General features: G+C 72.0%; 12 protein-coding genes. 5 read left to right on the top strand and 7 right to left on the bottom strand.

Going from position 1 to position 16,342, the window contains the following annotated elements; genetic code table 11:
* Window positions 1-230: 230 nt before the first annotated feature.
* Complete coding sequence (locus tag ACFCY7_RS35810) at window positions 231-563, top strand: peptidase inhibitor family I36 protein (RefSeq protein ID WP_376490253.1); 333 nt, start codon at window positions 231-233, stop codon at window positions 561-563.
* Between the two features lie 9 nt (window positions 564-572).
* Here the strand turns inward: ACFCY7_RS35810 and ACFCY7_RS35805 are convergent, their stop codons facing one another.
* Entirely contained in the window at window positions 573-1,724 is a 1,152-nt protein-coding gene (locus tag ACFCY7_RS35805; protein ID WP_376490252.1) for an acyl-CoA dehydrogenase family protein, read from the bottom strand.
* A 117-nt stretch (window positions 1,725-1,841) separates the two neighbouring features.
* On the opposite strand from ACFCY7_RS35805, the gene ACFCY7_RS35800 reads away from it, so the two are divergent.
* The gene (locus ACFCY7_RS35800) at window positions 1,842-2,447 is read left to right on the top strand and encodes a TetR/AcrR family transcriptional regulator (protein ID WP_189806881.1); all 606 of its coding nucleotides are present in this window, start codon (window positions 1,842-1,844) and stop codon (window positions 2,445-2,447) included.
* A 90-nt stretch (window positions 2,448-2,537) separates the two neighbouring features.
* Complete coding sequence (locus ACFCY7_RS35795) at window positions 2,538-3,854, top strand: ROK family protein (RefSeq protein WP_376490251.1); 1,317 nt, start codon at window positions 2,538-2,540, stop codon at window positions 3,852-3,854.
* A gap of 75 nt (window positions 3,855-3,929) precedes the next feature.
* Here ACFCY7_RS35795 and ACFCY7_RS35790 read toward each other — a convergent pair whose 3' ends face one another.
* The 6 genes from ACFCY7_RS35790 to ACFCY7_RS35765 form a co-directional block, all read right to left on the bottom strand.
* Window positions 3,930-6,143, bottom strand: a complete 2,214-nt coding sequence (locus tag ACFCY7_RS35790; RefSeq protein WP_376490250.1) for a discoidin domain-containing protein — start codon at window positions 6,141-6,143, stop codon at window positions 3,930-3,932.
* Window positions 6,144-6,381: 238 nt separating this feature from the next.
* Window positions 6,382-7,518, bottom strand: coding sequence for an XdhC family protein (locus ACFCY7_RS35785; RefSeq protein ID WP_376490249.1), 1,137 nt, complete (start codon window positions 7,516-7,518; stop codon window positions 6,382-6,384).
* A 40-nt stretch (window positions 7,519-7,558) separates the two neighbouring features.
* Window positions 7,559-9,031 (bottom strand): NCS2 family permease, encoded by a 1,473-nt coding sequence (locus ACFCY7_RS35780; RefSeq protein ID WP_367821064.1) that lies wholly within the window; start codon window positions 9,029-9,031, stop codon window positions 7,559-7,561.
* Between the two features lie 300 nt (window positions 9,032-9,331).
* Window positions 9,332-11,719, bottom strand: coding sequence for a xanthine dehydrogenase family protein molybdopterin-binding subunit (locus ACFCY7_RS35775; protein WP_376490248.1), 2,388 nt, complete (start codon window positions 11,717-11,719; stop codon window positions 9,332-9,334).
* 2 nt (window positions 11,720-11,721) lie between these two features.
* Window positions 11,722-12,309, bottom strand: coding sequence for a (2Fe-2S)-binding protein (locus ACFCY7_RS35770; protein ID WP_017238277.1), 588 nt, complete (start codon window positions 12,307-12,309; stop codon window positions 11,722-11,724).
* Window positions 12,310-12,311: 2 nt separating this feature from the next.
* Window positions 12,312-13,202: an FAD binding domain-containing protein gene (locus ACFCY7_RS35765; protein WP_376490247.1), complete on the bottom strand. Its 891-nt coding sequence runs from the start codon at window positions 13,200-13,202 to the stop codon at window positions 12,312-12,314.
* A 306-nt stretch (window positions 13,203-13,508) separates the two neighbouring features.
* Between ACFCY7_RS35765 and ACFCY7_RS35760 the strand changes: the two genes are divergently transcribed.
* Window positions 13,509-15,206: a PucR family transcriptional regulator gene (locus ACFCY7_RS35760; RefSeq protein ID WP_376490246.1), complete on the top strand. Its 1,698-nt coding sequence runs from the start codon at window positions 13,509-13,511 to the stop codon at window positions 15,204-15,206.
* A gap of 289 nt (window positions 15,207-15,495) precedes the next feature.
* Window positions 15,496-16,284, top strand: a complete 789-nt coding sequence (locus ACFCY7_RS35755; RefSeq protein ID WP_376490245.1) for a hypothetical protein — start codon at window positions 15,496-15,498, stop codon at window positions 16,282-16,284.
* The last annotated feature ends 58 nt before the right edge of the window (window positions 16,285-16,342 follow it).

Genomic DNA, 16,342 nt, shown 5'->3' with positions numbered 1-16,342 from the left:
GCCCCGGGAACGGGGTCGCCGGCCGCTTTCGCGTCGTCCCGTCGTCCCGTGCGCGTCCCGGGGACGGCGGGACACCGTTCTGCCGCCTCCAGAGCATTTTCGGCCACCTTCACCGGTGTTAGGTTCCGGCCGGAAGTCGTCGGGCGGGCCTCTCGGATGCGCCCCCCGGCCGTGGAAACTCCTTATCCCCAGGGGGAATTGTGAAGACTCGGTCCCGTCGCGTCATCGGCATGGTGGCGGCCATCGGTGCGGTGCTCGGCCTGAGCGGTCTCAACGCGTCGACCGCACAGGCCAACAGCCAGTTCGGCTGCCCCTACCCGTACGTGTGCGTCTACGAGGGCTACCACTGGGACGGCAAGATCGTCGCCATGTTCAAGGACGTCACCTCGTACTACCAGTACACGACGCCGCGGACGTTCTACAGCGTCGTGAACACCCGCAACGACGACACGGTGTGGGTGCAGCACTCGGGCGGCAGCCCCTTCTGCATCCAGCCGAACATGCAGGGCGGTGGCGGCGACACCATCACGGGCATCCGGATCAGCAGCTCGGCGAGCTGCTGATCGGCGGCGCTACTGCGGGCGGGCCAGGCCCCGGCTGATGACGAGGCGCTGGATCTGGTTGGTGCCCTCGAAGATCTGCATGATCTTGGCCTCGCGCATGTAGCGCTCGACGGGGAAGTCGCGGGTGTAGCCGTAGCCGCCGAGGACCTGGACGGCGTCCGTGGTGACCTTCATGGCGGTGTCGGTGGCGATGAGCTTGGCCGCGCTGGCCTGGCGGCTGAAGGGGCGGCCCAGGTCGCGGCGGCGGGCCGCGTCCAGGTAGGTGGCGCGGGCCGCGTCGACGGCGGCGGCCATGTCGGCGAGCAGGAAGCCGAGGCCCTGGTGGTCGACGATCCTGCGGCCGAAGGTGGTGCGCTCGTTGGCGTAGTCGACGGCCGCGTCGAGGGCCGCCTGGGCGAGGCCGGTGGCGCAGGCGGCGATGCCGAGGCGGCCGCTGTCGAGGGCGCTGAAGGCGATCTGGAGGCCCTGGCCCTCGTCGCCGATGCGCCGGTCGGCGTCCAGGAGCGCGCCGTCCCAGTAGGCGGAGGTGGTGGGGACGGCCTGGAGGCCCATCTTGCGTTCGGGCGCGCCGAAGCTCAGGCCGTCGGTCTCGCCGGGGGCGAGGAAGCAGGAGATGCCGTGGCTGCCGGGGGCGGTGCGGGCGAAGAGGGCGTAGAAGCCGGCCTTGCCGCCGTGGGTGATCCAGGCCTTGGTGCCGGTGATCCGGTAGCCGCTGCCGTCGTCCTGCCGCTCGGCCTTGCAGGCGAGGGCGGCGGCGTCGGAGCCGGCCTGCGGCTCGGAGAGGCTGTAGCCGCCGATGGTGCGGCCCTCCAGCATCGCGGGGAGCCAGCGTTCCTTCTGCTCCGCGGTGCCGAAGGTGTGCAGGGGGTGGCAGGCCAGGGTGTGGACGCTGGTGGCGACGGCGACGGCCGCCCAGCGCGCGGCGAGCTCCTCGAGGACCTGGAGGTAGACCTCGTAGGGCTGGCCTCCGCCGCCGTACTCCTCGGGGTAGGCGAGGCCGAGCAGCCCGGCCTGGCCGAGCGTGGTGAAGAGACCTTCGGGATAGGTCTCGGCGGCCTCGTGCTCGTCCACCCGTGAAGAGAGCTCCTTGTCGGCGATCTCCCGGGTGAGGGCGATGAGGTCCGCTGCCTCGGGGGTGGGAAGCAGGCGGTCGACATCCATGTTGCGACTCCAGCGGCGCGCAAAGTGGTACTGGGGAAGGTACTGCAGTACCGTTGAGAGTAGCGCAGATGGGTGTCGCCGTAACCCCCCGGAGCACCGGCCTGGAATACTGGCCGGGTGATCGAGACCTCAGCCGCCGACGCCCCGAAGCTCACGGGCCGGGGAGCGGCGCGCCGCTCCGCCCTCTTCGAGGAACTCGTCGCCCTCCTGGTCGGCGAGGGTTTCGCCCGGCTGACGCTCGACGATCTGGCCGCCCGCCTGCGCTGCTCGAAGCGGACCCTGTACGGCCTGGCCGGCAGCAAGGAGCAGCTCGTCCGGGCGGCGGTCGTGCACTTCTTCCGGCGCGCCACCGCCCGCGTCGAGGCCGTCCTCGCCGCGGCGACCGACCCCGCCGAGCGGCTCGCCGCCTACCTGCGGGCCGTGTCGGCCGAGCTGGCGCCGGTCTCGCCGCAGTTCTTCGACGACGTGGCCGCCTTCGAACCGGCGGCCGAGGTGTACGAGCGCAACACGCGCGCGGCGGCGGGCCGGGTCCAGCAGCTCATCGAGGAGGGCGTGCGGGCCGGCGTCTTCCGCGAGGTGCACGTGACCTTCGCGGCCGACGTCATCTCCTCCGTGATGGTCCGCATCCAGCGGCGCCAGGTGGCCGCGGCCACCGGCCTCGCCGACGCGGAGGCGTACGAGCAGCTGGCGGAACTGCTCCTCAGCGGCCTCCGCAGGGCCTGACCCCGTCCGCGTCGGTACGTCACCGGCGACTGATCCGGTCCGGGTCGAGGCGGTACGTTTGAGCCGAGGACTACTTCACCAGGGGGCCCAGTGACCATGCGGAACGGCCGCACCGTACGTGACCTGCGACGGGAGAACCGCACCGCCGTCCTCCAGGCCCTGTACTTCGACGGCCCGATGAGCCGTTTCGAGCTGGGTCCGGCGACCGGGCTGAGCTCCGGTTCGGTCAGCAACGTGGTCGCGGAGCTGGTCTCCGAGGGCCTGGTCGAGGAGGCCGGCAGCGTCGACTCGGCCGGCGGCCGCCCCCGCATCCTGCTCAGGGTCACCCCGGGCAGCGGCTGCATGATCGGCGTCGACGTGGGCGAGACGCGGGTCAGGATCGAGCTGTTCGACCTCACCCTCACCGAACTCGCCCGTGCCGAGCGCCCGTTGGCCGCCGACAGCGTCCACCCGCACGACCGGTACGAGGTCGGGGTCGTCGTGGACCACATCCGCGAGGGCATCGCCGAGGTCCTGCGGACCGCGGACGTGCCCGCCGAGCGGCTCCTCGGCGTCGGGGTCGGCGTGCCCGGGATCGTGGCGCCCACTCCGGAGGACGGCGCGGTCGTGCACGGCCAGACCACCGGCTGGGACGCCGTCCCGCTGGAGCGGCTGCTGCGGGAGTCCGTCGACCTGCCGGCCTCGGTGCCGTACCGGATCGACAACGGCGCCAAGACGCTGGGCCAGGCCGAGATGTGGTTCGGGGCCGGGCGGGGCGCGCGCAGCGCCGTGGTCGTGCTCTTCGGTTCGGGCGTCGGCGCCTGTGTCGTGACGGACCCGATGGGTCCCGGCCGGGCGCTCGAATGGGGCCATCTGAAGGTGCGGGTCCGCGGCCGGCGGTGCCGCTGCGGCGCCCTGGGCTGCCTGGAGGCGTACGCGGGCGCGGAGGCGCTGCTCGAACGGTGGCGCGAGGCCGGCGGGAAGCCCCCAACCGGCGCGGACGAGGAGACCGCCCTCACCGCGATGCTCGCCGCCGCCTACCCGGCCGACCCGGGCACGGAGGCCGACGCCACCGCGCTGGCCGTCCTGGAGGAGACCGCCGAGTACCTCGGGGCCGGCTTCGCCGACCTCATCAACCTCTTCCAGCCCGAACGCATCCTGGTCGGCGGCTGGGCGGGGCTCCAGCTCGGCGCCCGCTTCCTGGAGACGGTCAAGGGATACGCGAAGGAGTTCGCCCTCGCGTACCCGGCGGCCCGGGTCGGCATCGCCATGGGGAAGCTGGGGCCCGACGCGGTCACGGTCGGCGCGGCGATCCTGCCGCTCGCGGACTTCTTCGCGCTGGGTGGACGGCGGGCCGGGACCGAGGGCGAGGCCGTCGGGGAGCAGCCCGCGTGGACGTCGACGGTACGGGGCCGGGCGGCGCGCTGAGGGCACGCCGCCCGGCCCGTCACCCGGGGAGCGGGTGGGGTCGCACCGGGAGGATCAACGAGGGATCCGGCCCGCTCAGGGGTACGAGACCACCGTGGACGGCACGGTGGAGGTGCCCGACGTCGGGGCGCCCACGTCGTTGATGACGTGCTCGTACTGCCCGTTGCCGCCGAGGGAGACGACGAGCAGGTCGTGGAACCTGACGCCGGGCTTCACCGGGGCCCGGAAGCCGTGGTCCTGACGGATCGTCGGGTCCACGTTGTAGTAGCAGTAGCTGCCGAGTCCCCAGCCCTCGTGGGTGGTGACGGAGTCGTCGACGCGGTAGGCGGCGTAGCCCTTGTGTGGCCCGTCCTGGACGGCTGCCTGGTTCGGGGCGTCGTACGCCTTCTCGTTCTGGAAGAAGATCGTGCGTCCGCGGTCGCCGAACCACTCGACGTCGTACTTGTTGAAGTGCTCGACGAACAGGCCGGTGGCCAGGACGTCGTCGCCGTACACGCGGACGCCGTAGTCGGAGCGGTTGGTCTCCCAGCCGACGCCCTCGCCGTGGTCGGCGCGCCAGACCCAGGTGTGGTCGACGATGGTGTCGTCGCTGTGGACGGCCATGGCGACGGTGGCCTTGCCGGGGCCGGCACCGCCGACGCGGAGGTACACGTCCTGGACGGTGGTGGGGTTGGCGGCGTGGTCGGCGGCGCCGTTCTGCGTGCCGATCTCCAGCAGGACCGGGGAGTTGACCGGTCCGGCGTCGACGAGGAAGCCCGCGAGGCGGACGCCGTCGACGTCGGCGACCTTCATCGCCGCCACCCCGTTGTCGGGGATGATCGTGGCGAGGCCGAGGCCGAGGACGATCGTGTCGGCGCGGTCGACCTGGATCGGCTGGTCGACGTGGTAGACGCCGGGAGTGAAGAGCAGGTGCAGGCCCTGGCGCAGGGCTGCGTTCATGGTGGCGGCGGTGGTGCCGGGCTTGACCACGTAGAACGCGCTCAGCGGGAGCGACCGGCCCTGCGGGGTGCCCGCACCCCAGCTGGTGCCGCGGGCGTTGACCCGCTTGGCGGGGGCGAACACCTTGAACTCGCCGCCCTCCCAGTAGAGGAAGGGCTTCTCACGGGAGACGGGGGTGGTGTCGAGCGTGGTGTAGCGGGGCTCGGGGAAGCTCTGCGCCGGGGCGCCCTCGACGCCCGAGAAGACCTGGTTCCAGACGCTGTTGGACCAGCCGCCGATGGCGCTGTCGCGGGTGTACCACTGCTGCTGCGAGTAGTTGCCGACCTGGCCGTCGATCTTCGAGTCGGCGATGTAGCCGCCGCTGGCCCAGCCGTAGCCGTCGGGGGCGAGGTTGAGGCCGCCCTTGACGTGCATGCGGCGGAACGAGGAGGCCTGCGAGACGGCCCACCGGTCGGTGCCGCTGACGGGGTTGAGGGCGAGGTTCTCGGCGGCGCGCCAGAAGTTCTGGGTGGCGTTGCCGTTGAACCAGCCCGCGTCGACGGTCACGTCGCCGTTGATGGTGGTGTCGTCCGGGCGCAGGCCGAGGCCGGCGATCTGGGTGTAGAAGCCGATCTGGGCGTTGAGGCCGTTGTACGTGCCGGGCTTGAAGAAGAAGGCGTGCCGGCCGCTGCCGAACTGGGCCGACTCCTGCTGGGTGAAGACCTCGTCCAGCTTGGCCTGGATGCCGGGCGTGGACGGGTCGAAGACGTGCACGTTCGGGCCGAGGTCGCCGCCGCCGGGCAGGACCGGGCCGCCGCCGTCGGAGCCGTACACCTGGAACTCCCAGAGCGAGTAGCCGTATCCGGTGGCCCGGGTGGTGCCGTACACGCGGACGTAGCGGGCGGTGCCGGTGACGGGGAGGGACTCGTTGCCGCCGGGGCCGTTCGCCGTGCTGTAGGCGCTGGTCCAGGTGGTGCCGTCGGTGGAGAGCTCGATGCGGTAGGCCTTGCCGTACGCGGTCTCCCAGCGCAGGTCGACCCTGCTGAGCGCGGCCGGGGCGCCCAGGTCGACCTGGATCCACTGCGGGTCGGCGAAGGCGCTCGACCAGCGGGTGCCGGGGTCGCCGTCGACGGCCGCGGTGGCCGGGGTGCCGCCGTTCTCCTGGCTGGAGGCCGTGGCCGGCTTGCCCTGCGAGAGCAGGACGGGGGCGGCCGCGGCGGGGGGTGCGGCGACGAGTGCGAGCAGTCCGGCGAGGAGCGCCGTGACGAGTGCGGCGGCGGTGGCCCGCCGGGGTGCGGGACGGGAGGCGGGGCGGGGATCCTGGCCGGTCGGGGGTGGGGGTGGCGCGACGCGGGTGCCGACTGCGGGCATGGGTCGATCTCCTCGGGGATGAGGGGGAGTTGGAGGAGGAGCGCGCTCTCCGCAGCAGATGGTTGCGGTTGGGGACAGTGAGGGTCAAGCCATTCGACAAGACTTTTCTTTTGCTCTGCATTAAGTATCGAGAAACAGAGGGCGCATGCAGACGACACCTTCTGCGGCTACGCGCGGGAACGACGACGGCCCCTCCCCCGCGCACACGCGGGGTGGGGCCGGGAAGGGCGGACCGGGATCAGGCGACGGAGCCTATGCGGCCGTCGGGCTCGCGCGGGCCGTCGTGGTGGATCGGGGTGTGGGCACCGGTGAGGGAGACTCCGCTGCCGCCGCGGCGGTTGGCGACGATCTCCGCGCCGATCGACAGGGCGGTCTCCTCCGGCGTACGGGCGCCCAGGTCGAGGCCTATCGGCGAGCGCAGCCGCGCGAGTTCGAGCTCCGTGACGCCGACCTCGCGGAGCCGCTCGTTGCGGTCCTCGTGGGTCCGGCGGGAACCCATCGCGCCGACGTACGCGACGGGCAGCTTGAGGGCCGCCTGGAGGAGCGGCACGTCGAACTTGGCGTCGTGGGTGAGGACGCACAGGACCGTGCGGCCGTCGACCTCCGTCGACTCCAGGTAGCGGTGGGGCCATTCGACGACGATCTCGTCGGCCTCGGGGAAGCGGGCCGGCGTCGCGAAGACGGGCCGCGCGTCGCAGACGGTGACCCGGTAGCCCAGGAACTTGCCGACCCGGACGAGGGCGGCGGCGAAGTCGATGGCACCGAAGACGATCATGCGGGGGGCGGGGACGGAGGACTCGACCAGGAGCGTCAGCGGCTGTCCGCAACGGCTGCCGTCCTCGCCGATCTCCACGGTGCCCGTCCGGCCCGCGTCGAGCATCGCGCGGGCCTCGCCCGCCGCGGTGCGGTCCAGCTCGGGGTGGCCGCCGAGCCGCCCCTCGTACGAGCCGTCCGGACGGACCAGGAGGGCCGTGCCCTTCAGCGCGTCGGGACCGTCGACCACCCGGGCCAGGGCCGCCGCCTCCCCCGTGGCGGCGGCCGCGACCGCGGCGGGGAAGACCCCGCCGCGGACCGGGGTGACGAGGATGTCGATGATGCCGCCGCAGGTCAGGCCGACCGCGAAGGCGTCCTCGTCGCTGTATCCGAACCGCTCGACGACGGTCCTGCCGTCTTCGAGGGCCTGGACGCAGAGGTCGTAGACCGCGCCCTCCACACACCCGCCGGAGACCGAGCCGATCGCCGTGCCCTCGCTGTCGACGGCGAGGGCGGCACCCGGCTGCCGGGGCGCGCTGCCGCCGACCGCCACCACGGTGGCGACGGCGAACGCGCGTCCCTGCTCGACCCACCGGTGCAGCTCTTCGGCGATGTCCAGCATGTCGGTCTCCTTGGATGTGGGGAGGGCGGGAGGGCGGACGTCAGCTGACGCCGAGCCAGCCCTCGATCGGGTGAAGGGCGAAGAACACGATGAAGATCGCGGTCAGGCACCACATGAACGCACCGACCTCGCGCGCCTTGCCCTGCGCCACCTTGATGACGGTGTAGGCGATGACGCCGGCCGCGACGCCCGGGGTGATGCTGTAGGTGAACGGCATCAGTACCACGGTCAGGAACACCGGGATCGCGACGGAGCTGTCGCCCCAGTTCACGTGCTTGGCGTTCATCATCATCATCGCGCCGATGACGACCAGGGCGGCGGAGCCGACCTCGCGGGGCACGATCTGGGTGATCGGCGTGAAGAAGAGGCAGGCCGCGAAGAACAGGCCGGTGATCACCGAGGAGAAGCCGGTGCGGGCACCCTCGCCGACGCCGGTGGCGGACTCCACGAAGACCGTCTGGCCGGAGGCGCCGGAGACGCCGCCGATCGCGCCGCCCGCGCCGTCGATGAACAGCGCCTTGGACAGGCCGGGCATCCGACCCTTGTCGTCCGCGAGGTTGGCCTCGGTGCCGACGCCGATGATGGTGGCCATGGCGTCGAAGAAGCCGGCGAGCACCAGGGTGAAGACGATCACGCCGACCGTGATGTAGCCGACGTCGCCCCAGCCGCCGAAGTCGACGTCGCCCATGAGCGAGAAGTCGGGGCTGGAGACCGCGCTGCCCTTGAGCTCCGGGGAGCCGTTGGCCCACGAGCCCGGGCCCTTGGCCGGGATGTCCGCGACCGCGTTGACGATCAGCGAGATGACGGTGCCGGCGACGATGCCGATGAGGATCGCACCCGGGACCTTGCGGGCCTGGAGCGCGAAGATCGCGAGCAGGGTCACGGCGAAGATCAGGACGGGCCAGCCGACGAGCTCGCCGCCGGCGCCGAGGGTGACGGGCGGGCCGAACTGCGGACCGGCGCCGACGAAGCCGGCCTTGTTGAAGCCGATCAGCGCGATGAAGAGGCCGATGCCGATGGTGATGCCGTGCTTGAGCGGCAGCGGGATGGCGTTCATGATCATCTCGCGGAGACCGGTGACCACCAGGAGGCAGATCACCAGACCGTAGACGACACACATGGCCATGGCCTGCGGCCACGTCATCTGGGGCACGACCTGGGTGGCGAGCACACCGGAGACGCTGAGTCCCGCCGCGAGGACGAGCGGCACCTTGCCGACGAAGCCCATCAGCAGGGTGGTCACCGCCGCCGCGAAGGCGGTCGCCGTGATGACGGCCGAAGAGGCGAGGACGTTCTTCTCGACGTCCGGACCCCCGAGGAGGATCGGGTTGAGCAGGAGAATGTACGCCATCGCCATGAAGGTGGTGACGCCGCCGCGGATCTCCGTCGCGACGGTGGATCCTCTCTCCGAGATGTGAAAGTACCGGTCGAGCCAAGAACGGCCGGCGGGGACGTTGGAGCCGGAGCCCGCGTCCTCCGATGCGGTCTTGGGCTCCACAGACGACTGGGTCATGGGGCCTACTCCCAAGGTTCAAAGGGGCACCCGCATCAGACTTCGAAGGTTTCTGATCTGGTGAAGCTGCGGGATTTGGGATGCTGCGTGGGCTGCACGACCCGGGGGACGGCCCGAGGCGAACGGAGTGAATCGGTACTGCGCTTACTGCCGGTGGTGCTGGTGGTGCTGGTGGTGCTCTTACGAGCCGGTGGTGCTGGTGGTGCGTTTGCGAGCGGGTGGTTCCGCGGGGTTGCTCCGGGCGGTGCGGCGGGGGGGAAGTGTGACGTTCCTCGGGAGGCACGCACCGCCCGGAGAGTCCTACAGGGTGCCGGTGAGCGCCTCGGGGCGGACCGGCGTCTTGTTGAGCTCCAGGCCCGTCGCGGCCCGGATCGCCGCGAGGACGGCCGGGGTGGACGACAGGGTCGGGGCCTCGCCGATGCCCCGGACGCCGTACGGCGCGTTGGGGTCGGCCAGCTCGAGGTAGTCGACCGGGATGGTCGGCGTGTCGAGGATGGTCGGGATCAGGTAGTCCGTGAAGGAGGGGTTCCTGACCTTCGCGGTCTTCGGGTCGACGATGATCTCCTCCATCACCGCGACGCCCAGGCCCTGGGTGGTGCCACCCTGGATCTGACCGACGACGGAGAGCGGGTTGAGCGCCTTGCCGACGTCCTGGGCACAGGCCAGTTCGATGACCTTGACCAGGCCGAGCTCGGTGTCGACCTCCACCACCGCGCGGTGCGCGGCGAAGGCGTACTGGACGTGTCCGTCGCCCTGGCCGGTGACGAGGTCGAAGGCCTGGGTCGGACGGTGCCGCCACTCCTCCTCGACCTCCACGGCCTGGTCCTCCAGGACGTCCGCGATGGTCGCGAGGGCCTCGCCGCCGTCGGTGACGACCTTGCCGCCCTCCAGGAGGAGTTCGGCGTTGGCCCACGCCGGGTGGTACGAGCCGAACTTGCGCCGGCCGATCTCCAGGACCTTCTCCCGGACGATCCCGCAGGAGTTCTTGATGGCGCCGCCGGTCATGTACGTCTGGCGGCCCGCGGAGGTCGAACCGGCCGAGCCCACCTGGGTGTCGGCGGGGTGGATGGTGACCTGCTGGACGCCGAGCTCGGTACGGGCGATCTGCGCGTGGATCGTGACGCCGCCCTGGCCGACCTCCGCCATGGCGGTGTGGACCAGCGCGACGGGCTCGCCGTTGATGACCTCGAGACGGATCTTGGCGGTCGAGTAGTCGTCGAAGCCCTCGGAGAAGCCGACGTTCTTGATGCCGACCGCGTAGCCGACGCCCCGCACCACGCCCTCGCCGTGCGAGGTGTTGGACAGGCCGCCCGGCAGCTCGCGGACGTCCGCGCCCTCGCCGGCGGCCTCCCACTGGCGCTCCGGCGGCATCGGGCGGGCCTTGACCATGCGGAGCAGCTCGGCGACGGGCGCCGGCGAGTCCACGACCTGGCCGGTCGGCATGATCGTGCCCTGCTCCATGGCGTTGAGCTGGCGCAGCTCGACCGGGTCCATGCCCAGCTTGGCCGCGAGCTTGTCCATCTGCGCCTCGTAGGCGAAGCAGGCCTGGACCGCGCCGAAGCCGCGCATGGCGCCGCAGGGCGGGTTGTTGGTGTAGAGGCCGATCGCCTCGATCTCTACGTCGTCGATGACGTACGGGCCGACCGAGAGGGAGGAGGCGTTGCCGACGACCGACGCCGTGGACGACGCGTAGGCGCCGCCGTCGAGCACGATCTTGCACTTCATGTGCGTGAGCTTGCCGTCCTTGGTGGCGCCGTGCTCGTAGTAGAGCTTCGCCGGGTGGCGGTGGACGTGCCCGAAGAAGGACTCGTACCGGTTGTAGACCATCTTGACCGGCTTGTCGGTGCGCATGGCGAGCAGTGCGGCGAGGATCTGCATCGAGATGTCCTCGCGGCCGCCGAACGCGCCGCCGACGCCCGCCATCGTCATGCGGACCTTCTCCTCGGGCAGGCCGAGGCAGGGGGCGATCTGCTTGAGGTCCGAGTGCAGCCACTGGGTGGCGACGTACAGGTCGACGCCGCCGTCCTCGGCCGGTACGGCGAGGCCGGACTCCGGGCCGAGGAAGGCCTGGTCCTGCATGCCGAAGGTGTACTCGCCCTTGACGATGACGTCGGCGCGCTTGGCGGCCTCGTCCGCGTTGCCGCGGATGATCGGCTGGCGGTGCACGATGTTGGGGTGCGGGACGTGACCGGAGTGGTGGTCGTCGCGGCCCTCGTGGACCAGGATCGCGTCCGGAGCGGTGGCCGAGGCCTCGTCCGTGATGACCGGGAGCTCCCGGTACTCGATCTTGATCTTCGCGGCGGCGCGGCGGGCGGTCTCCGGGTGGTCGGCGGCCACGAGGGCGACCGGCTCGCCGTGGTGGCGGACCTTGCCGTAGGCGAGGACCGGGGTGTCCTGGAACTCCATGCCGTAGTTCTTCGCGGCCGGCAGGTCCTCGTGCGTCATGACGGCGTAGACGCCGTCCATCGCGAGGGCCTCGGAGGTGTCGATGGACACGATCTCGGCGTGCGCGAGGGTGGACCGCAGGACCTGGCCCCACAGCATGTCCTCGTGCCACATGTCGGAGGAGTAGGCGAACTCGCCGGTGACCTTCAGGGTGCCGTCGGGGCGGAGCGTGGACTCGCCGATGCCGCCCTTGACGTGGTTCTGGGTGACGTCGCGGGGGATGCCCGTGGTGGTGCCAGCCATGATCAGACCGCCTCTCCCTGACGGGCGGCCGCGAGGCGGACCGCGTCGAGGATCTTCTCGTAACCGGTGCAGCGGCAGAGGTTGCCGGAGAGCGCCTCGCGGATGTCCGCGTCCGTCGGGGACGGGTTGCGCTCCAGCATCTCGTCGGCCGCGACCAGCAGACCGGGGGTGCAGAAGCCGCACTGGACGGCGCCCGCGTCGATGAACGCCTGCTGGATCGGCGAGAGTTCGACGCCCTCGCCGGTCTGGGAGTCCTGACCGGGCTTGGCCTCCCACTTCTTGGCGGCGTCGAGCGAGGTGCCGCAGGCGCCGGAGGCGCAACCGGCGTGCTCCGCACGCTCCTTGGCGAAGTCGGCGAGGCCCTCGACCGTGACGACCTCGCGGCCCTCGACCTGGCCGGCGGCGACGAGACAGGAACAGACCGGCACGCCGTCGAGGCGGACCGTGCAGGAACCGCACTCGCCCTGCTCGCAGGCGTTCTTGGAGCCGGGCAGACCCAGGCGCTCACGCAGGACGTAGAGGAGGGACTCGCCCTCCCAGACGTCGTCGGCTTCCTGCGGACGACCGTTGACCGTGAAATTGACGCGCATGGTTATGCAGCTCCCTCAAGCGTGCGGCCGGTGCCGCGGTACTGCTCCCAGGTCCAGCCGAGCTGGCGGCGGGCCATGATTCCGACGGCGTGGCGGCGGTACTTGGCGGTGCCTCGGACGTCGTCGATCGGGTTGGCGGCGCCCGAGCAGAGGTCGGCGAACTGCTTCGCGATCGACGGGGTGATGATCTTGCCGTTGTCCCAGAAACCGCCCTCCTCCAGAGCCGCGTTGAGGAAGTTCTCGGCTTCCTTGGCGCGGATCGGGGTCGGCGCGGCGGAGCCGATGCCGGTGCGGACGGTACGGGTCTCGGGGTGCAGGGCCAGGCCGAAGGCGCAGACGGCGATGACCATCGCGTTGCGGGTGCCGACCTTGGAGTACTGCTGGGGGCCGTCCGCCTTCTTGACGTGGACGGTCTTGATGAGTTCGTCGGGCTGGAGCGCGTTGCGCTTCACGCCCGTGTAGAACGCGTCGATCGGGATGAACCGGCTGCCGCGCACGGACTCGACCTCGACCTCGGCGCCCGCGGCGAGCAGGGCCGGGTGGGCGTCGCCGGCGGGCGACGCGGTGCCGAGGTTGCCCCCGACGCCGCCGCGGTTGCGGATCTGCGGGGAGGCGACCGTGTGGGACGCGAGCGCCAGGCCGGGCAGTTCGGCCCGCAGGTTCTCCATGATCGCGGTGTACGGAACGGAGGCGCCGAGCCGGACGTTCTCCTCGCCGACCTCCCACTCGCGCAGCAGCTCGATACGGTTCAGGTCCAGGAGGTACTCGGGCCGCCGGTGGTCGAAGTTGATCTCGACCATGACGTCGGTGCCGCCTGCGATCGGCACGGCCGTGGGGTGCTCGGCCTTGGCGGCGAGCGCCTCCTCCCAGCTGGCGGGGCGAAGGAAGTCCATGGTGGCTCTCTTCTAGTGATTCTGGTGATCGGGGGTCGAACGGTGGGGCCCGGGGGGACGGCCGGCCCTCGACATCGTGTTCATGTGCTGTTCACGCGGTGTGTGGCCTAGTACACAAGCCCACGATCGCCCGGGTGCAGTCACCGAAAACATGAAGGAGTTGGCTGGTGCCCTTCGTCGTCTTGTAGATTCGAACGAAAGGCGGGAAACAGGAACCTCTCTGTTTTCCCCTGGAAACGGTGGCACCACGCCACCGTCGACAACGCGACACCCACCCTCACCCAACGAAGGAACGGCGGCGACACGATGCGGCTGCGCGCACTGCTGGAGAACGACGCGCTGGGGCTGCGCCTGCTCGGCGGCGAGGACGAGCTCGACCGGACCGTCCGCGGCGTGATGACGACGGACCTGAAGGACCCCAGCCGGTACCTGTCGGGCGGCGAGCTGGTGCTCACCGGCCTCGCCTGGCGGGCCGACCCGTCCGACGCCGAGCCCTTCGTCCGGATCCTGGCCTCGGCCGGGGTCGCCGCCCTGGCGGCCGGCGAGGCCGAGCTCGGCGACATCCCGGACGATCTCGTGGAGGCGTGTTCACGCCATCGGCTGCCGCTCTTCGCGGTCAACGAGTCCGTTGCGTTCGCGACGATCACCGAGCACGTTGTTCGACAGGTCTCCGGCGAGCGGGCCGGCGACCTGGCGGCCGTCGTGGACCGGCACCGGCGGCTCATGACCTCGGGACCGGCGGGCGGCGGCCCCGAGGTGGTCCTCGACCTCCTCGGCTCCGACCTGGACCTGCGCGCCTGGGTCCTCTCCCCCACCGGCCGCCAGATCGCGGGCGCGGGAGAGCCCCTGGAGGCCGGTCTCGCGGCCACCCTGGCCGGTGAGCACCTGGCCGCCACCCGGACGGGCCGGCGCGGTCCGCACCGGTTGAACGCCGCCGGGGCGACGTACTCGCTCTTCCCGATCCGCAACACCGGCCGCGGCACGGCTCCGGCCTCCCGGGACGTGCGCGAGACGGTCCTGTCGGACTGGCTGCTCGCCGTCGAGGCGGACGCCGGGGACTGGCCGGCCGCCCGGCTCGACCTGCTCCAGGGCGTCACCCAGCTGATCGCGGTCGAGCGGGACCGCCGCGACGCGGCCCGTACGGTGCGCCGCCGGCTGGCCCAGGAGGTCCTGGAGCTGGTGCAGACGGGCGCCGCGCCCGCCGAGATCGCGGCCCGGCTGCGGGTCGCCGCCCCGGTGCTGCTGCCCGGGCTCGGCACGGCCCCGCACTGGCAGGTGGTCGTGGCCCGCGTGGAGTGGGAGCAGGAGGCCGGCCAGGGCCCCGCCGTGGACGGCGGGCCGGTCGCCCAGGCGCTCCTGGAGGAGATCCTGGTCGACCCGGCGACCGTGGGGGCCGAGTCCGCCGACCGGATCGCCGTCGCGCACAGCGGCGACGAGGCCATCGCCCTGGTCCCGCTGGCCGCGGGCCCGCTCCCGGACAGCGAGGACGAGGGCCCGGCGACCTCGCTCGGCCTGCACGCGGACGCCCTGCTCGCCGCCGTACGGGCCCCGCTCTCGGCCGGGCTCTCGGACGACGGGCGCCTCACGCTCGGCGTCAGCGCCGCCGTGGCCTCCGCGGAGGGGCTCCGGGGGGCCCTGGAGGAGGCCCGGCACGCCCGCCGGGTCGCCGCCGCACGCCCGGGCCGGGTCTGCGCCGCGGGCCACCACGAGCTGGCCTCGCACGTCCTGCTGCTGCCGTTCGTCCCGGACGACGTCCGCCGCGCCTTCACGGCCCGGCTGCTCGACCCGCTGCGGGACTACGACCGGCGTCACCGGGCGGAGCTCATCCCGACCCTGGAGGCCTTCCTGGACTGCGACGGCTCCTGGACGCGCTGTGCGACCCGGCTGCACCTGCACGTGAACACGCTGCGTTACCGGGTGGGGCGCATCGAGCAGCTCACCGGCCGCGACCTGTCCCGCCTGGAGGACAAGCTCGACTTCTTCCTGGCCCTGCGGATGAGCTGATCCACTCCGCGCGGATTCACCCTTTCGATGGAGTCCGAAGGAGTGATGTCCGGGCTGGTGGGGGCCCGTCGGCCGGGTCCGCCGACGGGCCTCTCGGGGGCCTGATCCCGGGCCCGGCGGCGATCTGACGGCCTGTCGACCGCTGCCCGGGCGGCGGCGGCCACACTCCCCGGACTCTTGTGAATTCTTTCACCTGACCCCTTGGCCAGGTGCTGCCCATGTGCTGAGATGCGGGTCTACTCAACAGCTCAATGGCGCGCTCGGGGAGGGCAATGTGGCGGATACCGCCATGTCTGGTTCCGAATCAAGGGGTGGCGAAGATCCGTCCCTCGCCTATGGCAAGGAGACCCCCGTGGAGACCGCCATATGGCGGCTCCGCTCCCGCGGGTGCTGGACGGACGCGGCCGCGCTGCTCGCGCCGCACGCCACCGATCCCGCCGTCGCACTCGAACGGGCCGCGCTGCTCATCGAGCGCTGCCTCTACACCGAACAGGGCTGGGCCGACGCCGAGGAGGCCCTCCGGGCCGCCGAGGCGGTCGCCCGCACCGACGAGGAACGCGGGGCCGCCGCCTGTGAACGCGGCTATCTCGCCTACGCCTCCACGCTGTTGGGGGTGCGCGACCGGGCCGACGAGGCGCGGATGGCCCTGGGTCGGGCGGCCGCGCTGATCGCCCCCGACGCCGGGGGCCGGCCGCTGCTCGACTTCCGGCGCGGGCTCGTCGCGCAGAACCTCGGCGACTCCCCGGAGGCGGCCCGCGCCGCGTACCGCAGGGCGCACGCGGGGGCGACCGCCCGGGGGGACTCGCTGCTGCTCTCCTCCACCTGGCGCCATCTGGCCGGACTGGCTTTACGGGACGGGGAGTTGGCGGAGGCGCGGCACGGCTTCGCCGAGTCGCTGCGGATCCGCGAGGAGCTGGGCTATCTGGTCGGTACCGCCCCGGCGCTCACCGCACTCGCCGACACCGAGACGGAACCGGAGGCCGGCCGGCTGCGGGCCGAGGCCCGGCGCCTCTTCCATCTCCTCGACGGGGTGCCGACCTGGCTGTCGGCCCAGCTGACGCCCCGGACCGCGACCTGAAGTCCCCTGCGGTCCAGGGCCGGTGAACGGCCAAGGGGTGGCGCCGCGACGTTTCCGT

This window comes from Streptomyces sp. NPDC056361, assembly GCF_042262805.1.
GTDB lineage: Bacteria > Actinomycetota > Actinomycetes > Streptomycetales > Streptomycetaceae > Streptomyces.
The sequence above is the reverse complement of the archived record's forward strand: the minus strand, read 5'-3'. Positions and strand labels throughout refer to the sequence as shown.

Excerpts from the sequence above, each read along its gene's own strand:
- ACFCY7_RS35780 (WP_367821064.1), bottom strand. The coding sequence starts at position 9,031 with ATGACCCAGTCGTCTGTGGAGCCCAAGACCGCATCGGAGGACGCGGGC.
- ACFCY7_RS35785 (WP_376490249.1), bottom strand. The coding sequence starts at position 7,518 with ATGCTGGACATCGCCGAAGAGCTGCACCGGTGGGTCGAGCAGGGACGC.
- ACFCY7_RS35770 (WP_017238277.1), bottom strand. The coding sequence starts at position 12,309 with ATGCGCGTCAATTTCACGGTCAACGGTCGTCCGCAGGAAGCCGACGAC.
- ACFCY7_RS35765 (WP_376490247.1), bottom strand. The coding sequence starts at position 13,202 with ATGGACTTCCTTCGCCCCGCCAGCTGGGAGGAGGCGCTCGCCGCCAAG.
- ACFCY7_RS35755 (WP_376490245.1), top strand. The coding sequence starts at position 15,496 with ATGTCTGGTTCCGAATCAAGGGGTGGCGAAGATCCGTCCCTCGCCTAT.
- ACFCY7_RS35810 (WP_376490253.1), top strand. The coding sequence starts at position 231 with ATGGTGGCGGCCATCGGTGCGGTGCTCGGCCTGAGCGGTCTCAACGCG.
- ACFCY7_RS35790 (WP_376490250.1), bottom strand. The coding sequence starts at position 6,143 with ATGCCCGCAGTCGGCACCCGCGTCGCGCCACCCCCACCCCCGACCGGC.
- ACFCY7_RS35805 (WP_376490252.1), bottom strand. The coding sequence starts at position 1,724 with ATGGATGTCGACCGCCTGCTTCCCACCCCCGAGGCAGCGGACCTCATC.
- ACFCY7_RS35775 (WP_376490248.1), bottom strand. The coding sequence starts at position 11,719 with ATGGCTGGCACCACCACGGGCATCCCCCGCGACGTCACCCAGAACCAC.
- ACFCY7_RS35760 (WP_376490246.1), top strand. The coding sequence starts at position 13,509 with ATGCGGCTGCGCGCACTGCTGGAGAACGACGCGCTGGGGCTGCGCCTG.